Consider the following 14,575-nt stretch of genomic DNA (forward strand, 5'->3'; position numbering starts at 1 on the left):
AGGGGTGTATCTTTTGGACGAAATGAGTCATAAGATTTGATCCAGATGCATAAATGAAGAAAGAAAGTAGTAACGTGATGCAAGCCTTATATAACCTTCTTGCTGAGAAATTTCGGCTGACTTTTGACGATACAGAATTGTTGGAAACAGCTTTTACACATACCTCATATGCGAATGAGCATCGCCTCTTAAAAATTTCACATAATGAACGTTTGGAATTTTTAGGAGACGCTGTTCTCCAGTTAGTGATTTCCGAATATTTATTTGCCCTCTACCCAAGCAAGCCAGAGGGTGATTTGTCAAAAATGCGCTCCATGATTGTTCGTGAGGAAAGCCTGGCAGGTTTTTCTCGTGATTGTGGTTTCGATCAATTTATCAAACTTGGCAAGGGAGAGGAAAAATCTGGAGGACGTAACCGAGATACCATCTTGGGAGATTTATTTGAAGCTTTTTTAGGGGCCTTGCTCTTGGATAAAGGAGTGGAGACTGTTCGGAATTTCATTCAGCAAGTCATGATTCCTAAAGTCGAGGCAGGTCAATTTGAACAAGTGATTGACTATAAGACACGCTTGCAAGAAATCCTTCAAATCCACGGAGATGTACAGATTACTTATGAGGTGACGAGTGAGTCAGGTCCAGCTCATGCCAAGGAATTTGAAGTTCAAGTGTCTGTCAATGGGAAACTAATCGGTCAAGGACGTGGCCGGTCTAAAAAGGCTGCCGAACAAGAAGCAGCAAAAAAAGCAGTGGAAAATAAGGTGGATCCCTCATGTATTTAAAGGAAATTGAGATTCAAGGATTTAAGTCTTTTGCAGATAAGACTCGGGTCATATTTGACCAAGGGGTAACCGCAGTAGTTGGCCCTAATGGATCTGGAAAATCAAACATTACAGAAAGTCTACGGTGGGCCTTAGGGGAATCAAGTGTCAAGAGCCTACGTGGAGGCAAGATGCCCGACGTGATTTTTGCAGGGACGGAGACTCGTAAACCCTTGAATTACGCCTGTGTAACGGTAGTGCTGGATAATCGGGATGGCTTTATCAAACATGCTGCTAAGGAAATTCGAGTAGAACGTCATATCTATCGCTCGGGTGACAGTGAGTACAAGATTGATGGCAAGAAAGTCCGTTTGAGAGATGTCCATGATCTCTTTATGGATACTGGACTTGGGAGAGACTCTTTCTCCATTATTTCCCAAGGGAAGGTCGAGGAAATCTTCAACTCGAAACCAGAAGAGAGACGGGCTATTTTTGAGGAAGCCGCTGGGGTTCTTAAATTTAAGACGCGTCGTAAGGAAACGGAATCTAAGTTGGTCCAAACCCAGGATAATTTGGACCGTTTAGAAGACATTATTTTTGAGTTAGAGGGGCAAATCAAACCTCTAGAAAAGCAAGCTCTTGTAGCCAAACGTTTCTTAGAATTGGATCAACAACGCCAAGTCCTTTATTTGGATGTTTTGATTGCTCAGATCGAAGTCAATAAAAAAGACTATGATCAAGCAGTCCAAGAAGAGGCCTCTATCCAGGAGCAATTAAAGGCTTATTACCAGAAAAGAGAAGAGTACGAGGCAGAAAGCCTCCGATTGAAACAGAGTCGTCAGGCCCTTCAACACCAATTATCAGATGATCAGGCTAGCCTCATAGAATTAACTCGCCTCTTAAGTGATTTGGAGAAACAAATCGAATTGGCACGGTTGGAGTCGCAACAGGTCGCTCGAAGCCGTCAGGAAAATCAAGAGCGGGTCAATGCTCTGGAAGAACGCCTACAAGTTCTTCGGAATCAGTTGGAAGAAAAACAAGTCAATACAAAGAGTCTTCAAGAAGAACTCCAAAAGAGCCAAGAAGCTATTGAAGGTCTGGAGAAAGAGTTGGCCAGCTTCTCAGAAGATCCAGATCAGGTGATCGAGTATCTACGTGAAAAATACGTGGCCTTGATGCAGGATGAAGCAGAGCGGTCAAATGAATTAACAACTATTGAAAATCAATTGGAAGCTTCAGCTCAATTGTCACAAAGTAAAAAGGAAGATTACAAAAATCAAATCCAATTGGTGACAGAATTGCAGGAAAAAGAGCAAGTTGCTAAAGAGGCTTATCAACTCGCTCAAGAGCATCTCAAACACTTGCTTGAGACCTATCAGTTAGAAGCGAAACAGTTTGAGGAAGCTCGCCAGGCCTATCAATCAGGCCAAGCCAAGATGTTTGATCTACTGGATCAAAGTAAGGAGAAACAGGCTCGCATTAACAGTTTGGAGGCGATTCAAAAGAATCATAGCAATTTTTATGCGGGTGTGAAGAGTGTCCTGCAAGAAGCGGCTCGTCTGGGCGGGATTGTAGGAGCTGTCAGTGAAAAACTCTCCTTCTCACCAGAATATCAGACTGCCTTAGAGATTGCTCTGGGAGCCAGCAGTCAGCATATCATCGTAGAAGACGAAGGAGCAGCAACACGGGCTATCGAATATTTGAAAAAGAATCGCTCGGGTCGGGCAACCTTCCTTCCTTTGACCACCATTAAACCACGCTACCTAGCTGGAAAGAATCAAGAACTGATTGAAGCCTGTCCCGGTTTCCTTGGGATGGCTAGCAGTTTGGTTGATTATGATCCTTCCCTAGAGTCGATTTTCCAAAACCTCTTGGGGGTTACGGCTATTTTTGATACCATTGACCATGCCAAGGCGGCTGCTCGTAAGGTCGCCTACCAGGTTCGTATGGTGACGCTGGATGGAACCGAACTTCGCACAGGTGGTTCCTTTGCAGGGGGAGCGAATCGAACCAATAATTCGATTTTTATCAAACCAGAACTGGATCGCTTGCACCAAGAATTGGCCTCTATTCAGAAGAATTTGCGGGAAGTAGAAGGCCAGGTTCAAGAGCAACAGGAACAAGTGACCAGATCACAAGAAAAACTAGAATCTTTGAAAGTTCAAGGTGAAGGAGCTCGATTAGAAGAGCAACGTCTTCAACTGGCTTTTGAGCAAGCTCACCAGCAACTCCTGGATGCCCAAGAACTGCTAGAAGTTATCCGTGCAGAGCTGGATGAGGGAAGTAACCAAGAGCTCCTCCAAAAACGAGATCTCTTGCAAGCTCGATTGAAAGAAATTGAGAAGGAAAAAGAGCAAGTTACTGCTGAGATTGAAGAAGTCAAGCTCAATAAAGATGTCATTGTTGAGAAAGTAGAAAGCCTACGAACAGCCATTGCCAAGCTCCAATTACAGAAAACAGAACTGAAGAGTCAATTGACCTTTGACCAGACAGATATAGAACGTTTGCAACAAGAGTTGGCTTCTACTGAACGAGAAATTCAGGCCCTCCAATACGCGATTGAGAAGGGAGAAGACCGACATGAGCAAATCGACGTCTCTGTCCTTGAAAAACAACTGCAAGAAACCCTTCAAGAGAAAACTGCTCTGGAGCAAGCTGTGATTCGCAAGCAATTTGAATTGGAGGATTTGGAAGGCCAGTCAGAAGATGTGGCCGGCCATATGGAGCAAGCTCGTCGTCAAAACGAGGAGTGGATTCGCCAACAGGCCAAAGCAGAATCCAATCGTGATCGCTTGGCAGACAAATTGAATAAACTGATGTTGGCTCTGACAGACGAATTCAAGATGAGTTTTGAAGAGGCTTCTAAACAGGCTAATGAACTCGAAAATCTAGCCCAGTCTGAGCAAGCCTTGAAAGACTTAGAAAAAGCCATTAAGGCCCTGGGACCTGTTAACATCGATGCCATCGAACAATACGATGAGGTCAAGACGCGATTTGATTTCCTTTCCGGTCAACGAGAAGATGTCTTGGCAGCGAAGAATCTTCTTCTTGAAACCATTAATGACATGAATGATGAGGTGAAAGAACGCTTTAAGTCGACATTTGAAGCAATTCGTGAATCTTTCCGGGTAACCTTTAAACAGATGTTTGGCGGAGGATCGGCAGATCTCATCCTGACGGATGGGGATCTCTTATCAGCTGGGGTCGAGATTTCTGTCCAACCACCTGGCAAGAAAATTCAATCCTTGAATTTGATGAGTGGTGGAGAAAAAGCTTTGTCAGCCTTAGCCCTCCTCTTCTCAATCATTCGTGTCAAGACCATTCCATTTGTCATCTTGGATGAGGTAGAAGCGGCTCTAGACGAAGCCAATGTTAAACGGTTTGGGGATTACCTCAATCGTTTTGATAAGGAAAGTCAGTTTATTGTGGTTACCCACCGTAAGGGAACCATGGCTGCAGCAGATTCCATCTACGGAGTGACCATGCAAGAATCAGGAGTCTCTAAGATTGTATCTGTAAAACTGAAAGATATAGAAGGAATGGATAATGGAAATTAAATTAGTCGCAACAGACATGGATGGGACCTTTCTGGATGAAAATCATGAATTTGATCAAGCATTATTCCTAAAGGTGCTAAAGAAATTTCAAGAAAAAGGGATCTACTTTGTGGCAGCAAGTGGTCGGCCTCTCCTCTCTTTAAAGACAATCTTTAAAGAGGTTCAGGATCAGATTATTTTTATAGCTGAAAACGGCAGTGTTGTTGAGTTTCATGGTGAGGATGTCTATGAGGCAACCATGAGTCCTGATTTTTACCAAGCCATGTTTGCCAAGTTGCAGGAATGTCCTTATTTCGATAAAAATAAGTGCTTGTTAACAGGAAAACGCGGGAGCTATGTTCTAAAGACCGTTGATCCAGACTATCTAGCTGCTTCACAAAACTACAATGAAAACATTCAAAAGGTATCGAATTTTTCAGAAATTGATGATCTTGTCTTCAAGATGACCACTAATTTTGACCAAGAAGTGTTGGTAGAAGGTGAGGCCTGGGTTACCCAAAATGTTGAAGGGGTTAAGGCCATGACCACTGGTTATGAGTGCATTGATATTGTCTTGGACTATGTGGACAAGGGAGTAGCCATCCAAGCCCTCATGGATCAGTTGGGCATTAGTCGAGATCAAGTCCTAGCTTTTGGAGATAACCTCAATGATCTTCATATGATGCAGGTAGTTGGTCATGCGATTGCGCCAGAAAATGCCCGTCCAGAGATTTTGGAGTTGGCTGAAACAGTAGTAGGCCACCATTCGACAGGATCTGTCCTTCGCTATATGGAGGAAGAACTATGAGTCATATTAAGCTTATCGCACTAGACTTGGACGGCACTCTCTTAAACTCAGAAAAGAAAATCTCCCCTCGGAATCTGGCTGCGATTCGTGCAGCACAAGAAAAAGGGGTTAAAGTGGTTTTGACGACGGGGCGTCCCCTCAAGGCCATGGATTTTCTGCTCCAAGAAATTGGGACTGCCGGCTTGTCAGATGAATTCACCATTACCTTTAATGGGGGCTTGGTACAAAAGAATACAGGAGAGATAATTGGCAAAACAGTTTTCTCTCGCGATGATGTCCTTCGGATTTATGAAGAGACAGAGGCCCTTGGCTTGCCCTTGGACGCTATTAGCGAAGGGGATGTTTATACACTTGCATCTGATCAAGAGTCTCTTTATCCCCTCTATAATCCTTACTTGAACTTTATTCCTGTTTCTATTGAAGATTTGTCCAGCCAGATTTCCTATAACAAGTGTGTGACAGCCTTTCATCAGGACTATTTGGATAGCGCAATTCCAAAGATTTCTCCTGAATTAGGGGAGCGTTTTGAGATTTTTAAATCGAGGGACATGCTCTTGGAATGGTGCCCCAAAGGAGTTCAAAAGGATCGAGGCTTGGAGGCCTTGGTAGGGTATTTAGGAATCGATGCTAGTCAAGTCATGGCTTGCGGTGATGAAGCCAATGATGCCAGCATGTTAAAATGGGCAGGACTCGGAATCGCTATGGCCAATGCGGTGGATGAAGTGAAGGAGATTGCCACTCTAGTCTCGGACTACACCAATGATCAAGATGCAGTCGGAAGAGCGATTGAAGAATATGTATTGAAGGAGGGTCAATAATGGGATTATTTGACCGACTATTTGGAAGAAAAGAAGAAACAAAACCACAAACCCAAGATCTTACAGAAGAGATTGGGGGAAGCGAGGAAGAAGTAAGCTCGCCAGCTGAGCCGGTATCAAATAAGCCTTCACAAAGTGATGAGGCTAAGATTTCGGCAATGGAAGCCTACTACGCTGAATTAAAAGAGCGAATGGCTGCCGAATCAGCGAGACCATCTCAAGAGTCGAAAGCATCTAGTGAAAAAGTGCCTTTAGAAGAGCCTGTAAATCAGGAAACAGCTGTCGAAGAAGAGGCACCTTCTCAAGTAGAGCAGGAAACCTCTCCTGAGGAAGTATCTGAGACTTCCCCTGTGACTGGAGATCAGACTTTAGATGCAGAATCCCTACAAGAAGTGGGTGTTGATGAGGAGCACCCAGATTCTTCATCAGATCTTGTCCAAGAAGCCCTGGAAGAGGAAGTTCTTGTAAAGAATGGAACAACATCTGAGACTTCAAGTCCTTCTCAAGAGTCTGACAAACTAGTTGAAGAAGAGCCTGAAGGTGTGCCAGAATTGGATGTGGTAAGGGAAGCACCTTTCGTTGAAGAGGAAATACCTGAAAGTTCTGAAGAAGGAACCGAAGTGCTTGAAGTAGAATCGCCAGTAGAGGAAGCTACTAGCGAATCCGAGATTTCAGAAGAGGTTGAGGAAGAGTCTTCAGTAGAAGAAACTACAAGTGAGCCAGAGATTGCTGAACCTACAGAAACGGTTCAAGAAAAATACAATCGGAGCTTGAAGAAAACTCGGACCGGCTTTGGAGCAGCTCTTAATGCCTTCTTTGCCAACTTCCGTTCCGTCGACGAAGATTTCTTTGAAGAGTTGGAAGAACTCTTGATTATGAGTGACGTAGGGGTCCAGGTCGCTTCGAATCTGACCGAAGAGCTCCGCTATGAAGCCCGTTTGGAAAATGCCAAGAAACCGGATGTCTTGCGTCGCGTGATCATTGAAAAATTGGTGGATCTCTACGAAAAAGATGGCCAATACAATGAGCAAATTAACTTTAAAGATGGCTTGACGGTCATGCTCTTTGTGGGAGTGAATGGCGTTGGGAAAACAACCTCTATCGGAAAACTAGCTCATAAGTACAAGAAGGAAGGGAAAAAAGTGATGTTGGTCGCAGCAGATACCTTCCGGGCAGGTGCCGTTGCTCAGTTAGCTGAATGGGGACGCCGTGTGGATGTGCCTGTTGTCACTGGTCCTGAAAAGTCAGATCCTGCAAGTGTCGTCTTTGATGGAATGGAACGGGCCGTGGCAGAGCAAGTCGATGTTTTGATGATTGATACTGCTGGTCGCCTTCAGAACAAAGACAATCTGATGGCTGAATTAGAAAAAATTGGTCGCATTATCAAGAGGGTGGATCCTACAGCCCCTCACGAAACCTTCTTGGCCTTAGATGCTTCCACAGGACAGAATGCTCTGGTCCAAGCCAAGGAATTCTCCAAGATCACGCCTATTACTGGAATCGTCCTCACTAAAATTGATGGAACGGCTCGAGGTGGAGTGGTCCTTGCAATCCGGGAAGAATTGGATATTCCTGTAAAATTAATTGGTTTTGGTGAAAAAATCGATGACATCGGTGAATTCAATTCTGAGAACTTTATGCGTGGCTTGTTAGAAGGCTTGATATAAAAAAAACTCATCTCTCTAGAGATGAGTTTTTAAGTTGCATTTTTTAGTAAGAAGGATAGATTATTCTTCAATCGTTGGTTGCCAGACCCATTCAGCATTGTAATCCTTCAAGAGGTCGAAGGATGCTTGAGGTCCCATGGTTCCAGATTTGTACTCATGAAGAGGGACTTGATTTTCTGCCCATAATTTCTCAATCCGGTCAATCAAGTTCCAAGATGCTTTTACTTCGTTCCAGTGGCTAAAGTTGGTAGAGTCATTATTTAAGACATCATAGATTAACTTTTCGTAAGGCTCTGGAGAAGCACCGGTCGCTGTCGCATCAGTTTCATAATCCAAGGATATCGGAGCGATCTGGAATTGCTCGCCGACTTCTTTCCCGTTGACAGAGAGAGAGAAGCCTTCGTTTGGTTGGATGTAGATGGTCAGCACATTGGGTTCAATTTCTTGACCAAAAATAGAGTCCATCTGTTTAAAGACCACATTCACATGGGTTCCCTTTTTTGTGAGACGTTTTCCTGTACGGAAGAAGAAAGGTACTCCACGGAAGCGATCACTATCCACAAAGAAGGCACCAGAAGCAAAGGTTTCGGTCATGGATTCAGGGTTGACATTTGGTTCACTACGGTAAGAGATGTCCTTTTTCCCTTGGATTTTTCCAGAACGATACTGGCCTCGAATAAACAATTTCTTTAATTCTTCTTCAGAAGGATTGACCAATTGTTCAAAAACTTTTACCTTCTCTTTACGGATGTCTTCCTTGGTGAAGGAAGCTGGTTTGTCCATCGCTAAGAGAGAAAGCAATTGAAGGGTATGGTTTTGAACCATGTCGCGGAGGGCACCAGATTCATCATAGTAGCCACCACGCTCTTCCACACCCAGACGTTCTGCAAAGGTGATTTGGACATTGTCGATATAGTCATGGTTCCAAATGTTTTCAAAGATTAGATTGGCAAAACGGAGGGCAAAAATAGACTGGATCATTTCTTTACCAAGGTAATGATCAATTCGGAAAATTTGCTCTTCCTCAAAGGTTTCTTCCAGTTCTTTGTTGAGCTGACTGGCTGTTTCTAAGTCAGTTCCAAATGGTTTTTCTACGATTAGACGCTCAAAGCCTTTTCCATCCACAATTCCTTCAGATTTCAAATGTTTGGCAATGGTTCCAAAGAACTGGGGTGCCATGGATAGGAAGAAGAGTTTATTGTGGTCAGCTTGGTAGGTGTCATTGAGCTGATTTTGGAGTTCACGAAGCTTGATGTAGTGCTCGGTATCATTAACATCGTGGCTTTGGTAGTAAAAGTGGCTAGCGAATTCTTGCGCCTGTTCAGGACTATCTGCTAAATCCGAAATGGAGTCAACGACAACTGATTCAAAGTATTCTTTGCTCCAAGGACGACGAGCTGTTCCAATCACTGCAAAATGCTCTGAAAGATTACCAGCTTTATAGAGTCTAAAAAGGGAAGGGTAGAGTTTGCGGTGAGCTAAATCTCCACTAGCCCCGAAAATGGTTACAATTACTTTTGAAGACATGTTCATACCTATTTTCTAACTTGATAAACCATATTCTACCATAAAATTCAGAAAATTTCTCTTTGAAAGTAAAAGTATTCTGACTTTCATAGGAAATAAAAGGAGAAGAAAGCACAAAAAAAGGTTGGACCAAAAGGTCACAACCTGCAGAGTGATAGACTGCCTAGAATACCCGATAAACATAAGGATTGGCGGGTTTTTCTACCTGATGAGCTTCCCTTATGTCTAAGACCGGAAGACTTTGGCCAAGCTGTTTATGGTATTGGATCTTTAGAGTTCCAGTAGCTTGGACCCAAGTATTATCGTCATAGGTTTGGGAGGCTCCTTTGGTCAACAGACCATAGACTCCTGAGTCGGCGATACAGTGGATAATCCCAAAACGGAAAAGGAACTGGCTACCCGGATCTTGAGGATCCTTATAAATAAAGCCGGTTAGGGTAAAGGTTTTTCCAGCAAATTCATCTGGATAGTCGTAGATAACTTCCATGACTTCCATGTAGTTTTCTGTCGTGATCTGGATATGATCTTGCTTGAGGTACTTCTTAGCTGCAGCTCTCATCTCGGATTCATAAGCAGACTTGGTAAAATAACTGCTTGTGTCAGGCTTGAGATATTGGTTGGTTGTTCCTTCGTCGTTTTGAATATCCTTAGAAGAGCCAGCTGCGATGGGGAAATGATAGCCCTTGGCTGAAACCGTTTGGGAATCCAAGGTCACTGTCGGGAAACCAATTCCAACGATCAAAGGAATCAGGAGTAAAATGATACTCATGACTTTGGCTTTTTTACTGGTTAGGTGACTATGAACGGGCAGATTCTTCATCCAAATATAGAGCTGGACGACAGCCAAAAGGAAGGAAAGAATCATAGAGATATAGGCTAAATAGGAATAATGCATATTAATGTATTGGTTGAGCTTACCAGAAAGCTGCAAATACATAGTCAGTTCGAAATAGCCTGCTAAAATGAGAAATCGAATCATAGGACCACCCCCACAAACCAAGCATAAACCAAGACAACTAGGCTGACGATGCTAATAAATTGGACAATAAAGCGATTGGTCAGATAATTCTTCATCATCAAGAGGTTCTTGACATCTAGCATGGGACCGATAACCAGGAAGGCTAGGACAGGAGCTAAGCCAAAACTAGAGAGGAGGGAGGAGCCAATAAAGGCATCTGCCTCACTACACAATGAGAGCAGGAAGGAAAGAAGCATGAGGAGGAGAATGGCTAAGAGTGGTGTTGCTGAAATAGAAGTCAGCACTCGAGTTGGCACATAGACCTGAACCACGCTGGCAAACAAACAACCAAAGACCAGATACCGTCCAGTGTCGAAAAACTCATCAATGGCCTGCACAAATACTTGGAAAAAGCATTGAGCAGCAGATAGTTTAGAAAAGTCATGTATATGGACTTCCTTGCGGTTGGCCCGTTGAATAGAAGCGGTTTGGAAAAATCCTAGGAAAATACCCAGAACAGTCGCTACCAGGATAGAGCCGATAGCTCGTAAGAGAGCCATTTGAACAGAATTGCCAAAGGCGGAATAGGTGGCAAAGAGCACAATGGGGTTAATAACTGGCGCTGTTACTAGAAAGGGCACAGCTGTATAGCTAGGGACCTTCTTTTCTAAAAAGCGATTGATAATAGGGACGATGCCACACTCACAGGAAGGGAAAATAAAACCAATCAAGGTCCCAAACAAAATTCTTCCCCATTTATTTTTAGGGAGAGCTCGATAAACTTTTTCAGGGGTGATGTAGACATCGATTGCCCCTGAAATCAGACTTCCAATCAGAACAAAAGGAAGGGCTTCAATCATAATCGAAAGAAAAATTGCTCCAGCTTGAAGGACACTAGTTGGCAACTGCTGAAAGAAATTCATTTGTCAGAATCCTTCTGCACTTTTTGCCCTTTAGTTGGTTCCTTCTTCGCATCTGGGAAAGTGGCTTGAGGGGGATCTGGGAAAACGGCAAATTCCTCAAAGAGTTTGTCTAAATCGTCTGTTTTTGAAAATTTAATAGCCATGAATAGGTCTCCTTTTCTTTTTTTTCTCATTATATCAAATTCTCAGAAAAGAGGGGAAATCAAGTGCAAAAAGAGGACGGAAGGGCGGAATAGAGAGCTTTCTATGGTATAATAGAAGCTATGGAAAAATATGAAAAAATAGCCCAGGAATTGGGCGTGAGTCTCAAACAAATTGATACCGTTTTGACCTTAACAGCAGAGGGATCCACCATCCCCTTTATTGCCCGATATCGAAAAGATGCAACGGGGAATCTAGATGAAGTGGCAATCAAGGCTATTATCGATATGGACAGGTCTTTGACAGCCTTGGCTGATCGGAAAGAAACTGTCCTAGCTAAGATTGAAGAGCTTGGGAAACTCACTCCAGCCCTAAAAGAAGCGATTGAGCAAGCTGAAAAATTGGCAGATGTGGAAGAGTTGTATCTTCCCTACAAGGAAAAACGCCGGACCAAGGCTACGATTGCGCGTGAGGCAGGGCTCTTCCCGCTTGCTCGGATGATTTTGCAAGATCAAAAGGATTTGGAAATAGCAGCAGAGGGATTTTTATCAGAAGCTTTTCCAACTGTAAAAGATGCCATTTCTGGAGCAATCGATATTTTAGTCGAAGCCATTGCAGAAGACCCACAATTGCGCAACCTTACCTACCAGGAGATTCGCAAACACTCTTTGATCACCTCTAGCTTGAAGGATGAAAGCAAAGACGAGAAGCAAGTCTTCCAAATCTATTATGATTTTTCTGAGAAGATTGCAAATATGCAGGGCTACCGAACCCTGGCCTTAAACCGTGGAGAGAAATTAGGGGTATTAAAGGTTGGATTTGAGCATCCTGTAGACCGTTTGATTCGTCACTTTGAAGCCCGATTTAAATCGAAGAATAGCTACATCGAAGAAGTTATTAACCAGGCTCTGAAAAAGAAAATGCTACCAGCTATGGAGCGTCGAATTCGGACAGAACTGACAGAAGTGGCAGAAGATGGAGCCATTCAGCTTTTCTCTGAAAATCTTCGACACCTTTTGCTGATTGCTCCCCTCAAGGGGCGCGTGGTCTTGGGATTTGACCCAGCTTTTCGGACAGGAGCTAAATTAGCTGTTGTCGATCAGACAGGAAAGATGTTGACCACCCAGGTGATTTACCCTGTTGCGCCGGCTAAACCAGCACAAATTGAAGCGGCCAAAGAAGAACTGAAACGGCTGATTCGTCAATACGGCGTGGAAATCATTGCGATTGGGAACGGGACGGCTAGTCGAGAGAGCGAAGCCTTTGTTGCGGAAGTTCTCAAGGAAGTTCCAAATGTCAGCTATGTCATTGTGAACGAGAGCGGGGCATCTGTCTATTCAGCTAGTGAATTGGCTCGCCATGAGTTTCCAGAACTGACAGTTGAAAAGCGCTCAGCCATCTCCATTGCCCGTCGTTTGCAGGATCCACTGGCTGAGTTGGTTAAGATTGATCCAAAATCTATCGGAGTCGGCCAGTACCAGCATGATGTCAGCCAGAAGAAATTATCTGAAAGCCTTGATTTCGTAGTCGATACCGTGGTAAACCAAGTCGGAGTTAATATTAACACTGCTAGTCCAGCCCTCTTGTCTCACGTGGCTGGTCTCAATAAAACCATTTCTGAGAACATCGTGAAGTACCGGGAAGAAGAAGGGTTGATCACTTCTCGGGCACAGATTAAAAAGGTTCCTCGTCTGGGAGCCAAGGCTTTTGAACAAGCAGCTGGTTTCTTACGGATCCCAGAAAGTGAGAATTTCCTCGATCGGACAGGGGTCCATCCAGAAAGTTACCCTGCAGTGAAGAAGCTCTTTACCTTACTAGGCATCAAGGAGATGGATGAAGAGGCCCAAGCCAAGTTGAAACAAATTGACACGGTTTCTATGGCCCAGGAACTTGAAATTGGCCCTGAAACCTTGAAAGATATTGTCGCAGATCTTCTCAAACCAGGTCGCGATTTACGTGATTCTTTTGATGCTCCTGTCCTTCGCCAGGATGTTCTTGATTTGAAAGACTTGAAGATTGGTCAAAAACTAGAAGGAGTTGTCCGCAATGTTGTTGACTTTGGAGCATTTGTCGATATTGGGATTCATGAAGATGGTTTGATCCACATTTCACAGATGAGCCAGCACTTTATCAAGCATCCAAGTCAAGTTGTTTCAGTTGGCGACCTAGTGACCGTTTGGGTCTACAAGATTGATTTAGAACGGGAAAAAGTGAATCTTTCCCTCTTGGCACCACATGAATCTGACTAAATACGTTCAAGAAGTATCGCTGGAAGATTTTGGTCACCCTTTTCTTCACCAAGCGATCTGGAACCCTCGCTTGCGTTCGACCGGCGGTCGCTTCTTTCCTAAAGATGGTCATCTGGATTTCAATCCTAGAATCCTAGAAAGATTTGGCTGGGAGATTTTTCGAAAGATTGTCCGTCATGAGTTGTGTCACTACCATCTCTACTATATGAAAAAGGGCTATCGCCACCAGGATCAAGATTTCAAGGCCTTACTCAAAAAGGTAGACGGCTTGCGGTATGCCCCTTCAGTTGATAAGGGAAACTATAAGATTTATGTTTGTACGAGCTGTGGGCAAGAATTCAGGAGAAAGCGGCAGATTGATCTGCAAAAGTACCGCTGTGGTCGGTGTCGAGGACTACTTAAGTATCAAGGGACAATTGATCCAGGAAATCGGCCTTGAGTCGGATGACAGTGACTTGATTTCGGGATATACTGTTCTAAAATAATAGGAGGTATGCCCTTGAATCCAACTTTTTATAAATTACGTCGAGGCAGAATCGTTTTCGGAGTATTTGCTGGACTAGCGGATCGATTTGGGCTCGATGCAAACCTATTGCGTTTTCTCTTTGTGCTCTTTAGTATCTTTCATGCTTATGGGCTTGTAGGCTTGGCTATTTATTGCCTATGTGCCTTCTCCTTGCCGTATAAAGAAGATCTTGAAAGAGAAAAGTATGGCCTCGGACCTCGCAAACGGAAGGATGCACAAGTAATCAAAGACGATGATCCATTCTTTTAAAGAATTTTCATGAATCGAATAAGAATGTGAGGCTGGGACAAAAGTCCTAGCCTCTCAATTGTCTTTGGATTATCGAGCAAGACGCAGTGGTTGAGTGCTCAAAGCACTGCTTTGAGGTGGCGGATAGAACTTGCGAAGCAAGTATCCTAAGTCTTTGTTCGCTTTTTAAGCTTCAAAGATGCCCTATGTTGACGGAAACTATGTTTCCTTTATCTGCAACCTTCAACAGTCTCCCAGACTGTTGAAGCTGTGCGGAGGTGGGACGACGAAATCGAATTCTAACGAATTACCGATTTCTGTCCCACTCTCATCTTTTTTTTCAAATGAAGAAACGATAGAAATATGGGATAACAAGGATAAAGAGAAACATCAAAGAGTACTGGAATGAGTGTGAGAATAATAGCATCAGTTTTGA

Annotated in this window: 13 protein-coding genes; 9 read left to right on the forward strand and 4 right to left on the reverse strand. The window is 43.6% G+C overall.

Annotated features, from left to right (window positions below; translation table 11 throughout):
• The first annotated feature begins 77 nt into the window (after window positions 1-77).
• The 5 genes from rnc to ftsY are packed head-to-tail and all read left to right on the forward strand — an operon-like array spanning window position 78 to window position 7,587.
• Window positions 78-779: a ribonuclease III gene (rnc, locus tag DW930_RS00230; RefSeq protein ID WP_117744497.1), complete on the forward strand. Its 702-nt coding sequence runs from the start codon at window positions 78-80 to the stop codon at window positions 777-779.
• Complete coding sequence (gene smc / locus DW930_RS00235; protein WP_123159026.1) at window positions 770-4,315, forward strand: chromosome segregation protein SMC; 3,546 nt, start codon at window positions 770-772, stop codon at window positions 4,313-4,315. Before rnc ends, smc begins: the two co-directional genes overlap by 10 nt.
• The gene (locus tag DW930_RS00240) at window positions 4,305-5,102 is read left to right on the forward strand and encodes an HAD family hydrolase (protein ID WP_123159027.1); all 798 of its coding nucleotides are present in this window, start codon (window positions 4,305-4,307) and stop codon (window positions 5,100-5,102) included. The genes smc and DW930_RS00240 overlap by 11 nt, the downstream gene beginning before the upstream one ends.
• A complete protein-coding gene (locus tag DW930_RS00245; RefSeq protein ID WP_123159028.1) occupies window positions 5,099-5,920 on the forward strand; it encodes a Cof-type HAD-IIB family hydrolase in 822 nt (273 codons plus the stop codon). The genes DW930_RS00240 and DW930_RS00245 overlap by 4 nt, the downstream gene beginning before the upstream one ends.
• Window positions 5,920-7,587 carry a signal recognition particle-docking protein FtsY gene (gene ftsY, locus DW930_RS00250; protein WP_117744493.1) on the forward strand — a complete coding sequence of 556 codons (1,668 nt, stop codon included), beginning with the start codon at window positions 5,920-5,922 and terminating at the stop codon, window positions 7,585-7,587. Before DW930_RS00245 ends, ftsY begins: the two co-directional genes overlap by 1 nt.
• Before the next feature lie 60 nt (window positions 7,588-7,647).
• On the opposite strand, the gene zwf is transcribed toward ftsY, so the two are convergent.
• From zwf to DW930_RS10420, 4 genes are all read right to left on the reverse strand, one after another.
• Window positions 7,648-9,114, reverse strand: coding sequence for a glucose-6-phosphate dehydrogenase (gene zwf, locus DW930_RS00255; RefSeq protein WP_120701752.1), 1,467 nt, complete (start codon window positions 9,112-9,114; stop codon window positions 7,648-7,650).
• Between the two features lie 163 nt (window positions 9,115-9,277).
• Window positions 9,278-10,093, reverse strand: a complete 816-nt coding sequence (locus DW930_RS00260; RefSeq protein WP_120701753.1) for a TIGR03943 family protein — start codon at window positions 10,091-10,093, stop codon at window positions 9,278-9,280.
• Window positions 10,090-10,995 carry a permease gene (locus DW930_RS00265; protein WP_123159029.1) on the reverse strand — a complete coding sequence of 302 codons (906 nt, stop codon included), beginning with the start codon at window positions 10,993-10,995 and terminating at the stop codon, window positions 10,090-10,092. Before DW930_RS00265 ends, DW930_RS00260 begins: the two co-directional genes overlap by 4 nt.
• A complete protein-coding gene (locus DW930_RS10420; protein WP_165851205.1) occupies window positions 10,992-11,138 on the reverse strand; it encodes an SPJ_0845 family protein in 147 nt (48 codons plus the stop codon). The genes DW930_RS00265 and DW930_RS10420 overlap by 4 nt, the downstream gene beginning before the upstream one ends.
• A 120-nt stretch (window positions 11,139-11,258) precedes the next feature.
• On the opposite strand from DW930_RS10420, the gene DW930_RS00270 reads away from it, so the two are divergent.
• The 4 genes from DW930_RS00270 to DW930_RS10540 all read left to right on the forward strand — a co-directional run bounded on the left by DW930_RS00270 (window position 11,259) and on the right by DW930_RS10540 (window position 14,548).
• The gene (locus DW930_RS00270) at window positions 11,259-13,385 is read left to right on the forward strand and encodes a Tex family protein (protein ID WP_123159030.1); all 2,127 of its coding nucleotides are present in this window, start codon (window positions 11,259-11,261) and stop codon (window positions 13,383-13,385) included.
• Window positions 13,372-13,824, forward strand: a complete 453-nt coding sequence (locus tag DW930_RS00275) for a SprT family protein (protein ID WP_061564199.1) — start codon at window positions 13,372-13,374, stop codon at window positions 13,822-13,824. Before DW930_RS00270 ends, DW930_RS00275 begins: the two co-directional genes overlap by 14 nt.
• A 60-nt stretch (window positions 13,825-13,884) precedes the next feature.
• The gene (locus DW930_RS00280; RefSeq protein WP_048689503.1) at window positions 13,885-14,160 is read left to right on the forward strand and encodes a PspC domain-containing protein; all 276 of its coding nucleotides are present in this window, start codon (window positions 13,885-13,887) and stop codon (window positions 14,158-14,160) included.
• 178 nt (window positions 14,161-14,338) lie between these two features.
• Window positions 14,339-14,548, forward strand: a complete 210-nt coding sequence (locus tag DW930_RS10540; RefSeq protein WP_243635750.1) for a hypothetical protein — start codon at window positions 14,339-14,341, stop codon at window positions 14,546-14,548.
• Window positions 14,549-14,575 lie beyond the last annotated feature (27 nt).

Origin of the sequence: Streptococcus sp. AM43-2AT (assembly GCF_003603405.1) — a bacterium.
Classification (GTDB): Bacteria; Bacillota; Bacilli; order Lactobacillales; family Streptococcaceae; genus Streptococcus; species Streptococcus ilei.

What these genes read in the sequence shown, in the direction of transcription:
- DW930_RS10540 (WP_243635750.1), top strand. Translation starts at nt 14,339, where the DNA reads ATGCCCTATGTTGACGGAAACTATGTTTCCTTTATCTGCAACCTTCAA.
- DW930_RS00275 (WP_061564199.1), top strand. Translation starts at nt 13,372, where the DNA reads ATGAATCTGACTAAATACGTTCAAGAAGTATCGCTGGAAGATTTTGGT.
- rnc (WP_117744497.1), top strand. Translation starts at nt 78, where the DNA reads ATGCAAGCCTTATATAACCTTCTTGCTGAGAAATTTCGGCTGACTTTT.
- DW930_RS00245 (WP_123159028.1), top strand. Translation starts at nt 5,099, where the DNA reads ATGAGTCATATTAAGCTTATCGCACTAGACTTGGACGGCACTCTCTTA.
- DW930_RS00240 (WP_123159027.1), top strand. Translation starts at nt 4,305, where the DNA reads ATGGAAATTAAATTAGTCGCAACAGACATGGATGGGACCTTTCTGGAT.
- zwf (WP_120701752.1), bottom strand. Translation starts at nt 9,114, where the DNA reads ATGTCTTCAAAAGTAATTGTAACCATTTTCGGGGCTAGTGGAGATTTA.
- DW930_RS00270 (WP_123159030.1), top strand. Translation starts at nt 11,259, where the DNA reads ATGGAAAAATATGAAAAAATAGCCCAGGAATTGGGCGTGAGTCTCAAA.
- DW930_RS00265 (WP_123159029.1), bottom strand. Translation starts at nt 10,995, where the DNA reads ATGAATTTCTTTCAGCAGTTGCCAACTAGTGTCCTTCAAGCTGGAGCA.
- DW930_RS10420 (WP_165851205.1), bottom strand. Translation starts at nt 11,138, where the DNA reads ATGGCTATTAAATTTTCAAAAACAGACGATTTAGACAAACTCTTTGAG.
- DW930_RS00260 (WP_120701753.1), bottom strand. Translation starts at nt 10,093, where the DNA reads ATGATTCGATTTCTCATTTTAGCAGGCTATTTCGAACTGACTATGTAT.
- smc (WP_123159026.1), top strand. Translation starts at nt 770, where the DNA reads ATGTATTTAAAGGAAATTGAGATTCAAGGATTTAAGTCTTTTGCAGAT.
- ftsY (WP_117744493.1), top strand. Translation starts at nt 5,920, where the DNA reads ATGGGATTATTTGACCGACTATTTGGAAGAAAAGAAGAAACAAAACCA.